Origin of the sequence: Halomonas sp. PA16-9, from assembly GCF_009728585.1 — a bacterium.
Taxonomy (GTDB): domain Bacteria; phylum Pseudomonadota; class Gammaproteobacteria; order Pseudomonadales; family Halomonadaceae; genus Vreelandella; species Vreelandella titanicae.
Genome location: NZ_CP040451.1, coordinates 3,226,779 through 3,244,893 on the forward strand (window position 1 = coordinate 3,226,779; position 18,115 = coordinate 3,244,893).

The 18,115-nt window shown below is 53.2% G+C and carries 14 protein-coding genes and 7 pseudogenes; 13 read left to right on the plus strand and 8 right to left on the minus strand.

The features are described 5' to 3' along the window. Positions 1-17: 17 nt before the first annotated feature. Positions 18-920 (plus strand): LysR family transcriptional regulator, encoded by a 903-nt coding sequence (locus FDY98_RS15040; protein WP_009286202.1) that lies wholly within the window; start codon positions 18-20, stop codon positions 918-920. A 72-nt stretch (positions 921-992) separates the two neighbouring features. Here FDY98_RS15040 and FDY98_RS15045 read toward each other — a convergent pair. Further along, positions 993-1,974, minus strand: a pseudogene (locus FDY98_RS15045) (alpha/beta hydrolase). Positions 1,975-2,191: 217 nt separating this feature from the next. On the opposite strand from FDY98_RS15045, the pseudogene FDY98_RS15050 reads away from it, so the two are divergent. After that, a pseudogene (locus tag FDY98_RS15050) lies at positions 2,192-4,376 on the plus strand (malate synthase G). A 70-nt stretch (positions 4,377-4,446) separates the two neighbouring features. Further along, entirely contained in the window at positions 4,447-4,863 is a 417-nt protein-coding gene (locus FDY98_RS15055) for a PaaI family thioesterase (protein WP_027957965.1), read from the plus strand. 11 nt (positions 4,864-4,874) lie between these two features. On the opposite strand, the pseudogene FDY98_RS15060 reads toward FDY98_RS15055, so the two are convergent. The 3 pseudogenes from FDY98_RS15060 to FDY98_RS15070 form a co-directional block, all read right to left on the minus strand. Then, positions 4,875-5,317, minus strand: a pseudogene (locus FDY98_RS15060) (DUF411 domain-containing protein). A gap of 234 nt (positions 5,318-5,551) precedes the next feature. Further along, positions 5,552-6,960 (minus strand): annotated as a pseudogene (locus FDY98_RS15065) (ATP-binding protein). Then, a pseudogene (locus FDY98_RS15070) lies at positions 6,957-7,615 on the minus strand (response regulator). The pseudogenes FDY98_RS15065 and FDY98_RS15070 overlap by 4 nt, the downstream one beginning before the upstream one ends. Positions 7,616-7,832: 217 nt before the next feature. Between FDY98_RS15070 and FDY98_RS15075 the strand changes: the two are divergent. The 5 genes from FDY98_RS15075 to FDY98_RS28295 all read left to right on the plus strand — a co-directional run bounded on the left by FDY98_RS15075 (position 7,833) and on the right by FDY98_RS28295 (position 11,840). Continuing rightward, on the plus strand, positions 7,833-9,023 hold the full coding sequence (locus tag FDY98_RS15075; protein WP_027957969.1) for a glycosyltransferase family 9 protein: 1,191 nt from the start codon (positions 7,833-7,835) through the stop codon (positions 9,021-9,023). A 77-nt stretch (positions 9,024-9,100) separates the two neighbouring features. Then, entirely contained in the window at positions 9,101-9,478 is a 378-nt protein-coding gene (locus FDY98_RS15080) for a diacylglycerol kinase (protein WP_081742678.1), read from the plus strand. A gap of 25 nt (positions 9,479-9,503) precedes the next feature. Continuing rightward, positions 9,504-10,145, plus strand: a complete 642-nt coding sequence (locus FDY98_RS15085) for a phosphatase PAP2 family protein (protein ID WP_340146587.1) — start codon at positions 9,504-9,506, stop codon at positions 10,143-10,145. Then, positions 10,088-11,305, plus strand: a complete 1,218-nt coding sequence (locus FDY98_RS28290) for a phosphoethanolamine transferase (RefSeq protein ID WP_340146588.1) — start codon at positions 10,088-10,090, stop codon at positions 11,303-11,305. The genes FDY98_RS15085 and FDY98_RS28290 overlap by 58 nt, the downstream gene beginning before the upstream one ends. Beyond that, positions 11,205-11,840 carry a phosphoethanolamine transferase gene (locus FDY98_RS28295; RefSeq protein WP_340146589.1) on the plus strand — a complete coding sequence of 212 codons (636 nt, stop codon included), beginning with the start codon at positions 11,205-11,207 and terminating at the stop codon, positions 11,838-11,840. Before FDY98_RS28290 ends, FDY98_RS28295 begins: the two co-directional genes overlap by 101 nt. Before the next feature lie 461 nt (positions 11,841-12,301). Here FDY98_RS28295 and FDY98_RS15095 read toward each other — a convergent pair whose 3' ends face one another. After that, on the minus strand, positions 12,302-12,682 hold the full coding sequence (locus FDY98_RS15095; RefSeq protein WP_155705944.1) for a DUF423 domain-containing protein: 381 nt from the start codon (positions 12,680-12,682) through the stop codon (positions 12,302-12,304). A gap of 137 nt (positions 12,683-12,819) precedes the next feature. Between FDY98_RS15095 and thiS the strand changes: the two genes are divergently transcribed. The 3 genes and pseudogenes from thiS to trmB all read left to right on the plus strand — a co-directional run bounded on the left by thiS (position 12,820) and on the right by trmB (position 14,630). After that, complete coding sequence (gene thiS, locus FDY98_RS15100; protein ID WP_022521266.1) at positions 12,820-13,026, plus strand: sulfur carrier protein ThiS; 207 nt, start codon at positions 12,820-12,822, stop codon at positions 13,024-13,026. A 10-nt stretch (positions 13,027-13,036) separates the two neighbouring features. After that, positions 13,037-13,844 (plus strand): annotated as a pseudogene (locus tag FDY98_RS15105) (thiazole synthase). A 15-nt stretch (positions 13,845-13,859) separates the two neighbouring features. Beyond that, positions 13,860-14,630, plus strand: a complete 771-nt coding sequence (gene trmB, locus FDY98_RS15110; protein WP_027957976.1) for a tRNA (guanosine(46)-N7)-methyltransferase TrmB — start codon at positions 13,860-13,862, stop codon at positions 14,628-14,630. A 6-nt stretch (positions 14,631-14,636) separates the two neighbouring features. Here the strand turns inward: trmB and FDY98_RS15115 are convergent, their stop codons facing one another. From FDY98_RS15115 to FDY98_RS15125, 3 genes and pseudogenes are all read right to left on the minus strand, one after another. Further along, positions 14,637-15,239 (minus strand): glutathione S-transferase family protein, encoded by a 603-nt coding sequence (locus FDY98_RS15115; RefSeq protein ID WP_027957977.1) that lies wholly within the window; start codon positions 15,237-15,239, stop codon positions 14,637-14,639. A gap of 45 nt (positions 15,240-15,284) precedes the next feature. Beyond that, a complete protein-coding gene (locus FDY98_RS15120) occupies positions 15,285-15,449 on the minus strand; it encodes a hypothetical protein (RefSeq protein ID WP_231500633.1) in 165 nt (54 codons plus the stop codon). A gap of 544 nt (positions 15,450-15,993) precedes the next feature. Next, positions 15,994-16,906 (minus strand): annotated as a pseudogene (locus FDY98_RS15125) (AEC family transporter). Between the two features lie 106 nt (positions 16,907-17,012). Between FDY98_RS15125 and FDY98_RS15130 the strand changes: the two are divergent. Together FDY98_RS15130 and FDY98_RS15135 are read left to right on the plus strand one after the other, a co-directional pair. Beyond that, positions 17,013-17,516 (plus strand): hypothetical protein, encoded by a 504-nt coding sequence (locus tag FDY98_RS15130; protein WP_022521261.1) that lies wholly within the window; start codon positions 17,013-17,015, stop codon positions 17,514-17,516. Between the two features lie 5 nt (positions 17,517-17,521). After that, positions 17,522-18,115, plus strand: a complete 594-nt coding sequence (locus tag FDY98_RS15135) for an SCO family protein (RefSeq protein ID WP_022521260.1) — start codon at positions 17,522-17,524, stop codon at positions 18,113-18,115.

Below are 18,115 nucleotides of genomic sequence, written 5' to 3' on the forward strand. Positions count from 1 at the left end.
CTTACTGGAAACAATGCATGGATAAGCTGACGGCAATGCGCACCTTTCGGCGAGTCGTAGAGCTGCAGAGCTTTTCTGCGGCCGCGAACGACCAGCGGCTCTCCAACGGCGCTGTGAGTAAACAGGTAGCGGAACTGGAGGCCAGCCTTGGGGTAACGCTGTTGACGCGTACCACCCGGCGGCTGAGCCTTACCGATGCGGGGCGGGCGTACTACGAACGCTGCGCCTGCATCCTCGACGACATTGAAGAAACCGAGCTAGCGTTGGGAGTTCACCAAGCAATCCCGCGGGGATCTCTTAAGATCAACTGCCCCATGTCGCTGGGGCTTTTGCATATCGCGCCTTTGATCCCCGTATTTGCCGAGCGCTACCCGGAAATCAACATCGAACTGGTTATGAATGACCGCCGCGTAGCGTTGGTGGAGGAAGGATTCGACGTCGCCTTACGTGCCGGTGACCCACTGGAAGATTCATCACTGATCGCACGCCGACTACAAAGCATTCATCGCGTATTGTGCGCCTCGCCAGGCTATCTTGAGCGATTCGGCGAACCGACAACACCTCAAGCACTTTCTGAGCATAAATGCCTGCTCTACAGCCTGGGCGCCGCACCGGAAGTGTGGCGCCTTGGCTATGCAGGGCAGACTATCGAACAGCGAGTGAAAGCAACCCTGACCGCCAATAGCAGCATCGCCCTGCGAGAAGCGCTGCTTGCGGGCATGGGCATTTCTCTAACCCCGACCTTCGTAGTCAGTGCGGATCTCAAGGCTGGGCGCTTGATTGAAATAATGCCGACATACCGCCCCCCTGAGCAAGGCCTCTATATTCTCTATCCAGCCAGCCGCTACCTCTCGCCAAAGGTACGCTGCTTTGTAGACTTCATGGTAAATCAGCTCGGCGGCACACCGCCCTGGGGGTAAAGCAGGGCTCATTGAGAGGGTAGAACAGGGCCCTAGATCCAGGGATGCCTCTAGGGTCTGGAATTGCCGACGTTATTTACTAACACTATCGACAAACCCATCTACAAAATTATCCAGCGCTTCAAACAGCACTTCACGAATGGGATCTGCCTCATTTACCAAGTGGTGGCGAGCTTCCGGGTGGCGGTGAATTTCGGCATTGGGAAACTTCTTCGCCAAAATCGCTAAATTCCACTCCCAATCAACGGTCAAATCCTGCTCGCCCTGAAGTATCAGGGTAGGCAGCGGGTTGGGCTCCTGGGCCAGTAGGCGAGGCATCCAGCGGCGCATGGCGCTCACCCAGGCAACGCTCAAACGCTCGGGCTGCAGCGGGTCACCCTCGCGTAGAAACTCGGTGAACTGCTCGTCGGTAGAGTTGGGGCGATATTTACGCGGCAACTCTTTTACAAACGGGCTGGCAATCAAGTGCAGCCAGCTGGTTTGGCTCCATCCCCAAGGCCGCACCAGGGCGCCAGCAGCACCAAACCCGACCAGCCGGAAGCCCCACGACGGGTGAGTGCATCGGTAGCCAGAATCGCCCCACCGGTACTCTGGCCCACGCCTAACCACGGCTCAGGCGCCATGCCTTGGCTCTTTAGAGTCATCTGCAAGTGAGCCAGGCAGTGCTGATAATCATCGAAATCTTCTATTGCCGCCCGCGCACCGCTGGAAAGGCCGTGGCCGGGAAGATCCCACAGCACCACTCGCCAGCCCTTAGCCAGCAGGCGTTCAAGCAAATGGCGATATAACCCCATATGATCGAAATAGCCATGTACCACAAAGGCAGTGCCCACCGGCTGCGGGGGCTCCACACTTGGCACCACAGCGCAAAGCGCCCCGTATCGATAAAGCCTGCATGCACTTCACTGGTATCTAACAGCAGTGCTTCCAAGCCATAGTGGTGGAAATAGTCTTGCATGGCGTTTGCCAATACTTCCCCAGGCAACAGGCGGCTAAGGGCGGTATCGCCCGAGGCGTGGCGAAACAAGCCTTCCAGATGTTGGAAATCACTCATCGATGTTTCTCCATAACGCCATTGTCCTTTGACCTAGGCACGGCTGATGTTTCGCGCTTTCAGAACCAAATGCCTAGTCATTTGGTCGAGCATTTTAGCGCATTAGGGTCTACGCTGTTTACATGCCCGGCCAGGTGTGGAATTATTTTCCATAAATACATTTTACGCTGACCGTAGCAAACACATCACCCACGGGCATCCTCACAGGAGAAACCCCATGAGCGAGCGTATCACGCGCCACCGTTTACAGGTGGCAGCCGATTTAGATCGTTTTATCAATGAGCAGGCGCTACCGGGAACAGGCGTTGATGAAAATGCCTTTTGGGCCGGTGTGGATGCCCTGTTTCATGATTTGACCCCGAAAAACCGTCAATTACTTGAAGAGCGCGACACGCTGCAAGAGAAACTCGACGTATGGCACCGGGAAAACCCCGGCCCGGTGACCGATATGCCGGGATACCGCCGCTTCTTAAAAGAGGTTGGCTACTTGGCAGAAGCGCCGGCTAACGTCAAAGCGACCACCGCCAACGTTGACCGGGAAGTCGCCGTTCAGGCAGGCCCGCAGTTGGTCGTACCGGTTAGCAACGCACGCTATGCGCTGAATGCGGCGAACGCCCGCTGGGGCAGCCTTTACGACGCCCTGTACGGTACCGATGCCATTTCCGAAGACGACGGCGCCGAAAAAGGCACCAGTTTCAACCCGAAGCGCGGCGCCAAAGTGATTGCCTACGCCCGGGGCGTGCTTGACCGCGCGGCACCGCTGGCGACTGGTTCGCACCGTGATGCGGTGAACTACGCCATTCGTGATGAGCACTTGGTAGTGACGCTGGAAGGCGGTCGTGAAACCGGCCTTAAGGATTCCGGCAAGCTAATTGGTTTTAGCGGCGAAGCGGCCAAACCCGACGCGATTCTGCTGGGTAACAACGGTCTGCACCTGGAAATTCAGATTGACCCCAGCGACTCTATCGGCAAAACCGACCCGGCAGGCGTTAAAGATGTCGTGGTAGAAGCCGCTCTAACCGCCATCATGGATTGCGAAGACTCCGTTGCCGCCGTGGACTCAGAAGACAAGGTCGGTGTTTACAGCAACTGGCTGGGTCTAATGAAGGGCGATCTGGAAGAGAAAATCGAAAAAGGCGGCAAGACGTTTACTCGTAAACTTAACGCCGACCGCACCTGGCAAACCACCGATGGCAGCAGCGTCACGCTACCCGGTCGTTCGCTGATGTTCGTGCGTAATGTGGGTCACTTAATGACCACACCAGCGATTTTGGATGAGAAAGGCAACGAGCTACCGGAAGGTATCCTGGATGCGGTGGTCACCTCGCTGCTCGCGCTGCACGACCTCAAGAAAGACGCCGACCAGCCACGCAACTCGCGCACGGGATCTGTGTATATCGTTAAGCCGAAAATGCACGGCCCTAAAGAAGTTGCTTTCGCCAACGAACTGTTTGGACGCGTCGAAGATATTCTCGGCATGAGCCGCGATACCCTGAAAATGGGCATTATGGACGAAGAGCGCCGCACCACGGTTAACCTCAAGGCGTGTATTGCCGAGGCCGCTTCACGGGTGGCGTTTATCAATACCGGCTTCCTCGACCGTACCGGCGACGAAATGCATACCGCCATGGAAGCCGGGCCCATGGTACGCAAGGGCGATATGAAAGGCGCCGCGTGGATTCAGGCCTACGAGAAGAGCAATGTGCAAGTGGGTCTTGCTTGCGGCCTACGTGGACGCGCTCAGATCGGTAAAGGCATGTGGGCCATGCCTGACCTGATGCACAACATGCTGGAGCAGAAAATTGGCCACCCGAAAGCGGGTGCCAACACTGCTTGGGTGCCCTCTCCTACCGGCGGCGCTGCACGCATTGCACTACCATCAGGTCAACGTCACCGACGTTCAGCGCGAGCTGGAAGGTTTAGGTGAACCTGACTACCTGGATGACCTACTCACCGTGCCGGTGGCGGAAAACGCCAACTGGTCGGATGAAGAGAAGCAGCAGGAGCTGGATAACAACTGCCAGGGCATTCTCGGCTACGTAGTACGCTGGGTAGAGCACGGCGTGGGCTGTTCGAAAGTGCCGGATATCCACAATGTGGGCTTGATGGAAGACCGCGCCACGCTGCGTATCTCCAGCCAGCACATTGCTAACTGGCTGCTCCACGGCATTGTCGATGCACCGCGGGTGGAAGAGACCCTCAAGCGCATGGCCAAGGTAGTGGATGAGCAGAACGCAGGCGACCCCACCTACACCGCCATGAGCGCCGATTTTGAAGGCTCCACCGCTTTCAAAGCCGCCTCCGACCTGATCTTCAAAGGCCGCGTCCAGCCTTCCGGCTACACCGAGCCGCTACTCCACGAGTGGCGTCAGGTGCATAAGGCCCAGGTGCATAAGGCATAGTAAGTTCGTTTTATGGTGTAATCAGCCTCGAGGTTCATCCCTCGGGGCTTTTTTATAAAGGAAAACAACAATGACCATAATGACTGCCGAGCAAATCGAACACTTTTTAGACGAAGTGTTTCCCCAGCGGATGGGCAAGATAGAGAGCGTGGGCGAAATGACGGCGACCCTGCGCTTGAAGATCGGCAACGAGCATCTGCGCCCCGGCCCGCGGGTTTCCGGGCCCACCATGATGGGCTTTGCGGATGTAGCTATGTATGTGGCGATATTGGCGCAGATTGGCCCCGAACCCATGGCGGTGACCAGCGACTTAAACTGCCACTTCCTCCGCGCAGCGTCAGGTGATCATGACATTATCGCCCACGCCAAGCTGATCAAACTCGGCCGCCGCTTAGCGGTGGGCGAAGTTCAACTCTTCTCAGTCAGCGACGAAACGCGCCCCGTGGTGCATGTCACCGCCAGCTATGCGCTGCCCGAAAAGCCTTAAGGGACCGTCAATTACGGCGCCAACGTCATAAACGGCTCATCTTGTTGGTCGCTAAAGGCGTAAACGTTATAGGGCTCGCTCTGAGGCCCCGGCATACCCGGCGTACCGATGGGCATCCCCGCCAGGCCAATGCCATCTATGTCGGGTTGCTCTTCAAACAGCTTGGTAACCGCTCCCATCGGCACATGGCCTTCAATCCAGTAGTCACCTATTTCGATGGTATGACACGACCCCAAACCATAGGGCACACCCGCCTGCTGCTTGATATCCCCCAGCTCTACGTCATCTACAATCGTCACTTCTACACCAAGCTCTTCAAGATGGCGCGCATATTCGTCACAGCAACCGCACTGGGGTTTTTATACAATGTGGCCTCGTCCGGCAACGCAGCTTGAGCCGAGGCGGCTCCTAGGAGTAAAGCACTAGATAAAACCGTAGCGGTAAAACGTTTCATGAGCGATCTCCTTGAGGTGTGTGACTAAACCAATAGCTGGCCAGCAGGACTATACCCAGCTCTATCAGCCATAGGCCCTCAGTCATAAGCTCTATCAACAAAAAAGTTAGTGGCATCCATTAACTTTTTATCTTACAACCTATAGGTAGCCCCAAGGTCAAGCGGCAAAATAGACGCAAATCTGACTTTGGGCGCATGCATAGAGGAAAATATAACCCACAGCCCTCACCTACCTTAGATGGCTTGCAGCTTGTTTTTTCCCCACGTAACACTGACCGCTAGCCCGTTGGGCATGCGGTTACTAAGTGCAAGGCGTGCGTTTTGGCGCTGAGCCAACTCCGAAACAATCGACAAACCCAATCCGCTGCCGGTAGTACCCTGACCAGACGCGCGCCTAAAGCGCTCAGTGACTTTATCCAATAGTGCCTCGGGGAGTCCGGGGCCAGTATCTTTCACAATAAGTTGAGGAAAACCCTCCTCAAGCGCCAATTCTACCTCCACCCAGCCGCCTTCTGGCGTATAGCGCAAGGCATTATCCAGTAAGTTACGAAAGAGAATGCCCACCTCGACTTCGTCGGCGCGAACCTCCAGCCGGGTTAATCCTGTTAGCCTCAAATGCTGATCTCGCTCTTCAGCGAGTGGCCATAGCTCTGCTACCAATTCAGCAACAATAGGATAGAGATCGATAGTGGCCGGTGAGGTTGTGGCTACTTGATCCAAACGAGCCAAAATAAGCAGTTGTTCTACCACCCGCTGCAGCCGTTCTACTCCGATATAAGCCTTTTTTAATGATTGCTCTCCCCCCTCCTGCGCGTTATCCAGATGAATTCTCAGCGCTGCTAAGGGAGTACGTAATTCATGGGCCGCATCTGCTGTAAAGCGCCTCTCGCGCTCTAACGTTTCTTTCAACCGGGCGATAAAGTCGTTTAGCGATTGGCGTAATTCATTAAGCTCTTGAGGAACCGGGTCATCAATTTTACGCAGGTCGTGGGCGGAGCGGCCTTGTACTTGGTTGGAAAGCGCTTGAATGGGCGCAATACCTCGCCGGATAATACGACTCATCAGCCAAAGGAGGAGTGGAAGCAAAAGAGCATCGGCAATAAATTGTTCCAGGTGATGCGCTCCACCACTTCATCATGAAACGAACCTCGCAGCCCCATGCTGATCCAGGTATTGCTGGCAACATCGAACATGCTGAAAACCCGCCAACGATGACCATCGTAGCTTTCCCAGCGAAAACCCTCCTCTAAAGGCGCGGGGAAAGGCCCGGCATCATTCCATTTGCCCCCTAGAAGCCTGGGTGAGCCATCGGCATTCCAAAAACCCAGTACTAATTTAAGCTCTTCCTCGTGGTAAAGCTTGATACCTGATTCAAAGCTGCTGTCGGGCACTGTGTTACCGTCGCGATATAGCTGAGCCGGATGTTCTGGAAGGCCCATGCGCGAAGCCAGTCGAGCATAGTCGTCAATGGTCGCGTTGGGGTCGAGTTGGCCAGCCACAATCCGGCTATGCAGACTAAGCTGTGTATCGAGAATTTCTTCTAGCTCGTGATCCGTAATTAAGTAGGCCGCGGTAACCGCGACCCCGGCGACAACCATGGTAATGGCCAGGGTACGAAGTAGATAACGCCGTATCGATATCATTGTGCTTGGCTATCCAGCCGGTAGCCAATTCCGCGCACATTAATGATCAAATGTTTTTCAAGTTTTTTACGCAGATGATGTGAACTTCCACCGCATTGGACTCTATCTCATCGCCCCAACCGTAAAGCAAACTTTCTAAACGAGGACGAGATAGCACTCTGTCGGGATGCCTAGCTAGCTCTAACAACAAGGCATACTCCCGTCGGCCCAACTTTACGTCTTTGCCCCGCCAACTCACCGCATGACGAGCCTCATCAATACTCAGTGCACCCAGCGTCAACATCTGCGAGGCGCGTCCCTCAGCGCGCCGCATTACGACACGCAAACGGGCAAGTAACTCCTGCAAATTAAATGGCTTGAGTACATAGTCATCCGCCCCGGCATCTAAGCCGCCAATACGGTCTTCCATCGCATCACGGGCCGTCAAAATCAGAATAGGCATAGTCGATTGCTGACGGAGTAAATGCAGTACCTGCATACCGTCCATATCGGGCAGCCCAAGATCCAAAATAATCACACTGAAGGTCTCGCTATTGACAGCATTGATTGCTTCACGCCCAAGCATAAACCAATCGACTGTATACCCCTCTCGCTCCAGGGCTGTCTTAATGCCATCCCCAAGCAGGGGATCGTCTTCTATCAGCAGTGCGCGCATTTTGCTTCCTCAATCGTCAAACCTTTATCGTGGATGCCAAAACTTAAGCTTTTCTTAAATACGGAGACTTATAACCCACAAAGTAGTTTCGTCTAAACTAAACCAGTAAGCCTACCACCCTATTTTTGTAAAGCTCTTACACAGTTTAACTCTTCTTTAAGTTATTAGGCTCATGCTGCCTCTTCCGACGTGGGAAAAGCCAAAAGAGCGCCAGAGCATGCATTTACTAACCCTCATTAGAACAAACTATTACTTAAAAATAATGGCTCGTGGTTTAGAAAAAGGAATGAAACGATATTTACTGAGAGGTATACGGTATATCGTCAAACCGCCTGCGCCAGAAACCATCGACAGCCTTGTGGGTATAGAAAAAATTCTAATTATTCGCCCCAATTTTCGTCTGGGAAATGCGCTAATCAGCACCCCTGTCATTGATGCTTTTCGTGAACGTTTTCCTTCCGCACGCATAGACTATCTAGCGACGGATAAAACTTTTCCACTGTTGCAACAACGACCTATTGACCATTTTTATTTACTGTCGAGATCCGCGATCCTTCGTCCTTGGAAGTGTGTGACATTATTACGACGCCTAAGGGCTCAACGTTATGATCTAGCGGTACAAGTGAGCGGAGGATCAACGAGCGGTTTTATAGTGACCCAGTTAATAGGGGCACGGTATAGCATGGGTTCACGTAAAGGTCACCAGCGATGGTACAGCATTGAGGCGGAAGGGAAGTCATCACATGCCTACGATGCCATCATTAATTTAACACATCAGCTCGGTGTCGCTTGCCGTAATCGGCCATTGCTCCAGCTAACGAAGCAGGAGCGCTCTCAGGCAATGACGAAGATAAGACAGCTAACCAGTCTTCATAGCGATCACCCATCAGATACTGACTTTATTGCTATCTTCGTAGGTGGGCATCAAAACAAACGTTGGCCGTTGGCATTTTGGCTAATGCTCATCGATGCCATGGAAGCCCACAAAATACGCTATGTCGTTTTCCTTGGGCCCGAGGAGTTTAGGCTTCTAGCACCTATTGAGCAGCGTTTAAAGTCCTCCCTCTACGGCAGCTTATGCCCACCTCTTCCTATCCGTCACTTTGCCGCCGTTTTGGAGCGTGCCCAATTACTCGTGACACCAGACTCAGGGCCTATGCATTTAGCGGCAGCGCTCGACGTCCCCACAATATCCCTGGTACGCCAGCAAAAATCTCTCGCCTTCGTACCTCGAGAATCCTATGACACCATCCTTTGGCGCCCAGAGATCAACACGGTAGTAGAAGCCATACAAGCTAATGTTGACGGGCAAGCCTCAACGCCCCCCGGTCAGCCGACCTCTGTAAAATACTATCCAAAACAGTACGTAACACCACCACCTAGTGCAGTCCATACGTACGCCCGTTAATGAATGAAAGCGCATAACTATTCGTTAAGTTTTGCGCTTTATAGTGGCCCTAATATTACGTCACCGAGTCTACCGCCTTGCATATTTCCACTACGCCAAAACCCAATGGCAAGGGTTTTAAACGTATTTTCCGTGCTTCTATTAATGCAGTTTCTGGTTTAGAAGCTTGCTGGAAAAATGAATCCGCTTTTAGGCAAGAGGTATTGCTATGCCTCATCCTCTACCCCTTTATATTTTTTGTTAATGTCACTTGCGTGGAAAAAGCGTTGCTGTTTTTTTCACTTACATCTGTATTGATAGTGGAACTCATCAACTCCGCCATCGAAAACACTATTGACCGCATCGGACTTGAAAATAACGAACTTAGTGGGCGAGCTAAAGACATGGGAGCAGCCGCCGTCATGTTGACAATTCTCATGATGGTCGGTGTGTGGCTATGCGTACTGCTAAACTAAACTCCCTCAAACCCTTGGTAACTGTTTGGCTTTATTTTTGGCAGCCATGTCAGTTTTTAGTGTTTTAGGCATAGATTTTTCGCTAGCTGATTTTATATATCATCTTCAGGGTAATACTTGGGCATGGAAAGACACCTTAATTACCCAAGATATTCTTCACAAAGGCGGTAAGTGGCTAAGTCTGGCTATGGGATTAGCCACACTTCTTCTATTGATACTAAGCACCACTGCTACTCGTCTTAAAGACTATCGCACTCCACTTTTTTATCTTTTTTCTGCAACGCTTGTTTCGGCATTACTTGTGGCGACTATTAAGCACCTGGTGAGCATGGAATGCCCTTGGGATTTAATTCGCTATGGAGGGGAACGAAACTTTATTGGCTTGCTCGACATACGCCCTCCTGTAATGCCAGCGTCCGCTTGCTTTCCAGCCGGGCATGCCAGCGCAGGATATACGTGGATAGCACTTTACTTCTTTTTGGCCGCCACACTGCCCCGCTGGCGATGGGCAGGGCTTGTGCTGGGTTTAGGGCTTGGCCTTACGTTTGGGATCACTCAACAGTTACGCGGGGCGCACTTTCTGTCCCACGACCTCTGGACCATCATGATTTGCTGGACTGTAAGCTTTGCCCTTTCAAGATTTTTATTACCTCCCAGAGTGCATTAATTTTTTCACACAGAGAGCCTTTCGATGCCCCCTTTGTTGTCCTTGCCTTTAAAAATTGTTTACACCGCGGGCATTATCGTCCCATATTGAGCACGGAGCAACTTGTCTTATGGGCCGTTGTCATATTCAGTGTTTTTTACAATGCGCCTTTTTGGCAACAAGCCCTTGTTGGCTATGATCTTCTTGCAGTTCAGACGTGGCTTACCTTCGCCAATATGTTTTTGGTAATGACCTGCATTCATTTTTTGGTCTTCGTTAGCCTTGCTGTTCGAACATTGGTAAAACCCCTATTAATCTTACTGTTTCTAATAGCCGCCTTCGTCAGCTACTTTACCACTTACTATGGCACCTATTTTGATACTTCAATGTTAGACAATGTGCTTCAAACGGATACTAACGAAGCACGGGAGCTTCTTACAGCTGGCTTGCTGATTCATTTGGCAATCTTTTTTGGTTTGCCTACCCTTATCATTTGGAGAGTTAAAATCGCGCCTTCAACCTGGAAGAAGGCTGTTTTGCGCCGCTCAGCTTATTACCTCGCCAGTACGACTATATTGCTGTTAGCGATAGTCTTATCTTATCAAGAAGTATCGTCACTCATGCGCAACAATAAAGAGCTTCGCTACTTGGTGACTCCAGGCAATTATATTGTTTCGATGGCGCAGGCAGTTTTCAGCCAGCACGCTTCCGCAAATACGGTGCGCTCCCCAGTGGGAGAAGATGCCCGTATCAGTTCACAAGTGGGTGACAAACCCACGCTGCTCGTCATCGTGGTGGGCGAAACGGCGCGGGCGGTGAATTGGGGGTTAAATGGTTATGAACGTCAAACCACGCCCAAACTTGCCCAACAGCCCGACGTTATTAATTTTTCAGACGTTACCGCATGCGGCACCAGCACGGCTGCCTCATTACCCTGCATGTTTTCATTACCGGGGCGTGCCGATTACGTTAAATTCTATGCTCAGCAACATGAATCCTTACTGGACGTATTAGCACACGCCGGTTTAGAGGTCACCTGGCTTGATAACCAGTCGGGCTGCAAAGGCGTCTGCGAAAGGAGTGACGACAAAAGCACTCTCTCCAGAGGACTACGCTTCTTTATGCCAAGATGGGCGCTGCTTGGACGAGGCACTGGTTCAAGCCTTAACCATGCAAATTAGCAGCACCCCAACTGATCAGGTGATAGTGCTGCATCAGCTAGGCAACCATGGCCCCAGCTATTACCAGCGTTACCCTGCTGACTACGAACGTTTTGTTCCTGCTTGCACCACCGCTGATTTAGCGAAGTGCTCAAGAGATGCCATTACCAATAGCTACGACAATGCCATTCTATATACCGACACTGTGTTGAATCAGGTAATTGAGACGTTAAAGCGTCAGGATGACTACGCAGCTGCGATGATCTATCTCTCTGATCATGGTGAATCACTGGGTGAAAAAGGGCTTTATTTGCACGGCATTCCCTACGCCATTGCCCCCGACGAACAGACGCATGTGCCTATGGTTTGGTGGCTTTCCAGCACCTTTTCACAGCAGCAAGGGCTAGATACGGACTGCTTACACCAGATTTCCGACAAAGCCGCCTCACACGACAACCTATTTCACAGCGTGTTGGGTTTGCTTGGCGTATCAAGTACTGTCTACCAGCAGGAACAAGATATTAGCCAAACGTGCCGACAACCCAACAGCAGTTAAACGCGTAAGTAATCGGTAATTATTCAGTGGCAAAATTGATTCAGCTTCATCACAACTCAGGTGCGTCGGCATGCTCATAACTCTTTTATCAAAGACTCACCCGTTTTTTGAAAGGCGGCTCTTATCAACAAAAAAGACAGCACCTGAGGATTCGATAAATAAGGATGATACTGCTCTCATTTTCAAGCAATGGTTTTCATTTCGGTTATGCGTAGTTTTAATCAGCTTGCTAAGCGCTCTCCTTATGCTATTTGAGATAGAGTCACTTGAAGTCATTATCGCTATTTTCAGTATTGGGGTTAGCAGCACAGCGCAGCTATTGAGGTTAGGCAATACAAGCACAGCTATGTGTAGCCGTATTTACCCTTTACGGGGCGAGGTGATAGAGACACTGGACGCGATAGGTATGGCAGGCGTTGGTACTGTGGTTGTTTTATATCTTTTAATCTAACTGCTACCTGTTAAGTGCGGCTGCATAATAACGCTATCACCCCAAGCGCCAGCCAACCGGCCATCAACAGCAGCCCGCCAATAGGAGTGACAATGCCAAGATTCAGTCCTGCCAGCACCATCAGGTAGAGCGAGCCTGAAAAGCCCATGCCTAGCGCCCACAGCGCCAGCACCCAACGCTGTCCGGCAAGCGGCTGCACTTGGCGCCATACCAGCACGATCATGATGGCCAGCGTGTGCCAGGCCTGGTAACGCACACCGGTTTCAACGGCACTCACCATCGCTTCTGTGGTGCGCGCCGCCAAACCATGGGCTGCATAGGCGCCTAGCATCACCAGTATGGCGCCTGAAAGGGCCGCTATACACCACCACACTTTATCTGTTCGCTGCACGCTGCTCTCCTACTCCTATTATGGTTGGCATACATCACGCTGTTTGCACCTACGGCTTACCTTGCGCGGTGTGAAACCGCTACAATAGAGAATGCCTTAGAGAACGAACTACCACGACGAATGAGACACGCCTATCTATGTCTATCCAGATACGTCTAAACGGTGAACCCCATACGCTGTCGACCGGCCTAACCGCCGCTGACTTAGTTGAACAGCTGGGCCTTAGCGGTCGTCGTATCGCCGTCGAAATTAACGAAGAGATCGTCCCCCGCAGCCAGCACGCCGACACCCGCCTGGTCGATGGCGACCACGTAGAAGTTGTCCACGCGATTGGCGGCGGTTAGAGGAAACACTATGACCCAACAAACGCATGTAGCGCTAGCCGATACCCCGCTAACCATCGCCGGACGCGATTTTCAATCGCGCCTGCTGGTGGGCACAGGCAAGTACAAAGACTTTACCGAAACCGGCGCCGCCATTGCCCAAAGCGGCGCTGAGATTGTGACCTTTGCGGTGCGCCGTACTAATTTAGGCCAGGACGCCGATGCGCCCAACCTGTTAGACGCTATTTCCCCCGATCGCTACACCCTGCTGCCCAATACCGCCGGTTGCTACACCGCGAAAGATGCGGTGCGCACCTGCCGCTTGGCTCGCGAGCTGCTCGACGGTCATAGCCTGGTCAAGCTGGAAGTGCTCGGCGACGATCACACGCTTTACCCCAATGTGGTCGAGACGCTAAAAGCCGCTGAAACGCTGCTCGCCGATGGCTTTGACGTCATGGTGTACACCAGCGACGATCCTATTGTGGCACGCGAATTAGAAGCTATGGGTTGCTGCGCCATCATGCCGCTGGGCTCACTGATGGTTCGGGCCATGGCATTCAGAACCCACACAACGTGCGCTGATTGTTGAGCAGAGCAGCGTACCGGTGCTGGTAGATGCAGGCATTGGCACGGCGTCAGATGCTGCCATGGCGATGGAGCTAGGCTGTGATGGCGTACTGCTCAATACGGCCATTGCCCACGCCCGCGACCCGCTACGCATGGCCAACGCCATGAAGCTGGCCGTGGAAGCCGGGCGCGATGCGTTTCTAGCCGGCCGTATGCCGCGCCGCCAAGCCGCCGATCCTTCTTCACCTTTCGCTGGCCGTATTAACGGTTAATTGATTCGAGACCCCATGACTGAACCCAACGATACCGTACCCGAACGTCACGTCACGCCCGAAAGCAACGCCACTACAGGGCCGGAAGGTACGGATGCACCGCTGCATCGCCGCGGCATTAAAAGCTATGTGATCCGCGCGGGCCGTATGACCCAGGCGCAAAACCGTGGCTTAGAAGATATTTGGCCGCGTTTTGGCCTGACCATCGCAGACGGCCGCCAAGATTTGGACGCGCTGTTTGGCCGTCAGGCACCGCGGGTAGTGGAAATCGGTTTTGGCATGGGCAACTCGCTGATTGAGCAAGCCGAGGCCCATCCGGACACCGACTTTATCGGCATCGAAGTCCACGCCCCTGGTGTGGGTAAATTACTCGATGAAGTTGATAAGCGCGGCCTCACCAACCTGCGCGTTTATCGTGAAGATGCCCTGGCGGTGCTCGAACAGTGCCTTCCCGAAGGCTCGCTGACCACGCTGCAGCTGTTCTTCCCCGACCCCTGGCCGAAGAAGAAGCACCACAAACGGCGCATCGTGCAGCCCGCATTCGTTGAGCTGATCCGCACTCGCCTAATGCCCGGCGGCACCTTCCATATGGCCACCGACTGGGAAGCCTACGCGGAGTGGATGGCCGAGGTAATGGAAGCGGCCCCCGGTTATGCCAACACCGCCAGCGCAGAAACCGCCCCCTACGTGCCGCGCCCGGCCTTCCGACCGTTGACCAAGTTTGAAGCCCGCGGTGAAAAACTTGGTCACGGGGTTTGGGATTTGATCTACGAGCGGCGTGATTAACCTGCGCTATTCAAACGTGGTAAGCGCAAAGCTCTCGCCCTCCACCACCTTCGCCTGCCAGGCATGTAGCGTCGGGTAGCGGTTTTGCCAATCAAAGGCCGGTAGGCGGAAACTGATATAAGCCAGTGCAACGGCAACGGTAATCGCCCCCAGGGTACGCTGGGCACTACCTGCCAGCACGCTGGGGTGGGCATTGAGTGTTATCAAAGTGCGTTCGATCGCTTTTAAACGGCGCTGCCCCAACAGCGTCGTATCCACTTCATTACCAGCATACTTACGGCCGATCACCACGTTGAAAGCGGCGTCCATCAAGCCCTGCCCCAACCCTGCCAGCGCCAGGGTTTCAGCTAGTGCTTTACTGGGCATCAGAGATGGCCCTTCACCCACTGCATCCAGATAGTGAGCAATCAACAACGACTCGGTGAGTACATCGCCCTCGTCTGTGACCAGTGTTGGAATACGACTCAGCGGCGTAATCTGCAACAGTTCGCTATCTGCCGCCCAAGGGTCGCACCAGCAAAGCTCGGTGCGCTCAATCAGTTGCTTTTCATAGAGGCACACGCGCACAACGCGTGCATAGGGAGAAGAAGTATTTAAATAGAGCTGCATGACGGCCTCATGTTTATTTTAAAAAGATCGCTAAGCGACTTAAGGCTAGTCCAGTTTAGCGTTAACTACCCGATGCATGGTGCCACTTCCGCTTTCAAAAGCGTCGATATTCGCCAGCGTGGTCTCGGCGATATTAGTCAGCGCCTCGGCAGTGAAGAACGTTTGATGACCGGTGATCACGATTTGCGCGATGGCGTCAGCATCAATCAAATGGTGAGTCTCAGGCGTTAACGGTCAGTACCTTTTAATCTAGGGCACTAGAAACGGGATGATGAATGATAGAGGGGTAGAAAAAAGAAAGCCGCTCCAATGGAGCGGCAAAAAGACCGTGACTAGCAATGAGAGGGAGAAACCATGACAGTAAACTGGCGCTGATTCTGAAATCAACAGCTGTCGTGGTTGCCAGCGTCTCATCAAACGCTGACAACCACAATGTAATAGTTCTCATTTACCGCGTCAATACAAATACGAATATTTTTTATTATCACTTGCTGATAGCAAAGATCGCACCCGCAGGAGATGAATAAGAAACTGGAACCCATAAAAAAGAAAGCCGCTCCATTGGAGCGGCAAAAAGACCGTGACTAGCAATGAGAGGGAGAAACCATGACAGTAAACTGGCGCTGATTCTGAAATCAACAGCTGTCCTGGTTGTCAGCGTCTCATCAAACGCTGACAACCACACTGTAATGGTTCTCATTTACCCCGTCAATACAAATGCGAATGTTTTTTATTTAACTTTGCAGCCTCGCTGTCAACTAACCAGCTGCAGCCAAAAAGGCAGGGTGAGCATGGCCAATAGGGTTTGGCCCGTAATGATCGCCGCCATCAACTCGGCATCGCCACCCAGTTGACGGGCTAGGATATACGCCGAGGTGGCGGTGGGCAGTGCTGCAAACAGCAGCGCTACGTCGCGGCTTACGGGATCCAGCTGCAAGATCCAGGTGAATGCCAATACCAGCGCGGGCATGAGCAGCAGTTTAACGCCATTGGTGGCCAGCACGCCGCGGTCAATGCGTAGCAGTGCCGCTGGGCGCAGCGCCACACCCACGGCCACCAACCCCAACGGCAGCGCCGCACGCCCCAGTAGCTCTACCGTATCTTGACTCCAGCCGGGCAAACCAACGTTCGTAAGGTTCAGACCAATGCCCGCCAAGCAGGCAAGGATCAATGGGTTTTTAATCAGCGCCATGGCACTTTTACCTACGCTAGCACCGCCGAGTGTGCCAGCGGCGACAAAGCTGGCCACACACATCACGTTAACTACTGGCACCATTAGTGCCACGGCGACGGCTGCGGTGGTCGCTCCTAAGCTGCCGTGTAGCGCGGCGGCGCCAGCAACGCCCACATAGGTATTAAAACGTACCGCGCCTTGAAATACCGACGTAAACGCCGCAGGCGTTAGCTGTAGCCAGCCACGTAAACGCCAGAGCAGCAAGCCAAACAGCGCCATCGCGCCCAGCAACCAGCGCCAAGCGGCCGACCGGCACTCGGCTTACATCCGCAGTGGCCAAGGTGCTTACCAGCATGGCGGGAAACAGCACAAAGTAGATCAGCCGCTCCATCTGCGGCCAAAAGGTGTCGCTGGGCCAGCGCCAATAGCCAAGCACGGCGCCCAGTAAGATCAACAGAAATAGTGGGCCTAAAGCGCCAGTGATACTCTCCATTTATGTCCCTTTTGCCTGCGACATCCCAGCACAGCGATATCGGTGCGATTACTGTTACCATGGCAATGATTCCCCGCCCCACGGCTTGCGTAGCGATTATTCTGCCATGAAGATGACATCAAAACCTGCACACTCAGCGGGCTTTCCTGCCTTAAGGGTACTGATATTGGTCACTGGCTTGGCGCTAGCGGCCTGCGCGTGGTATGCCTTTTCACATTGGCTCCACCGCGACAGTGATGTGACATGGTTTCCACCCACATCAAGCTGTAACCTGCATGCAGCGCCCTGCTCCGCCACTTTGGGCGATAAGGGCCGCATCACGCTCGCGGTTCAGGCAAATGGGCGAATCGATGCACTGGAGATATTACCACTGGAAGTGGAAGTCGATGGTGTAACGGCCACCCAGGTCGAGGTAGATTTTATTGGTCGAGATATGGATTTGGGGCTACACCGTTTTGCCCTTAGCGCAGGTGCACCCGGCCATTTTCAAGGTCACGGTCAAGTAGGGATTTGCACTCAAAGCGTTATGCCTTGGCGTGCACGTGTCATACTGGAAACCGCAGAAGGCAAGGTAGGCAGTTGGTTCGATTTTGACGTAATTCGGAGTTAACGCATATGGCAAGGAAACCCTTATGGCTAGGCACCGGTTTAGTCGCGGCTTTACTGGTGGTCAGCGGTATAGGCCTCTATCAGTATGCCTTCGCCCCCAAAGAGGGCGAACCGGTAGGAGGCCCAGTTGAACTGCCCTCTACCCAGGGTGATTTCTCGTTAACCCAGTTAGATGAAGATCAAGTCGCGATACTCTCCTTTGGCTACACCTACTGTCCCGACATTTGTCCCATGACCCAATCGGTTAAGCGTCAAGCCCTGGCCCAGCTCTCTGAGGAGCAGCGCGAGCGTGTAGTGCCGGTGATGGTCACCGTTGACCCCGAACGCGACACCATCGCGCGCATGCAGGAGTACATGGGCTTTTTCGGCGAGGAGTTTATCGGCGCGGTGGGCAGTCAGGAACAGCTTGAGGATGTCGCCTCACGCTATGGGGTGATATGGCGGAAAGTCGAAGCGCCGGATTCAGCAATGGACTACACCATTGATCACAGCGCCTCGCTCTTTTTGGTTAATCGCGAGGGCGATATTCTTCAGCGAGTGCTCTACTCACCGACCCCGCATGGTTTAGTTTCCGCATTAGAGAGCGAACTAGACGGTTAA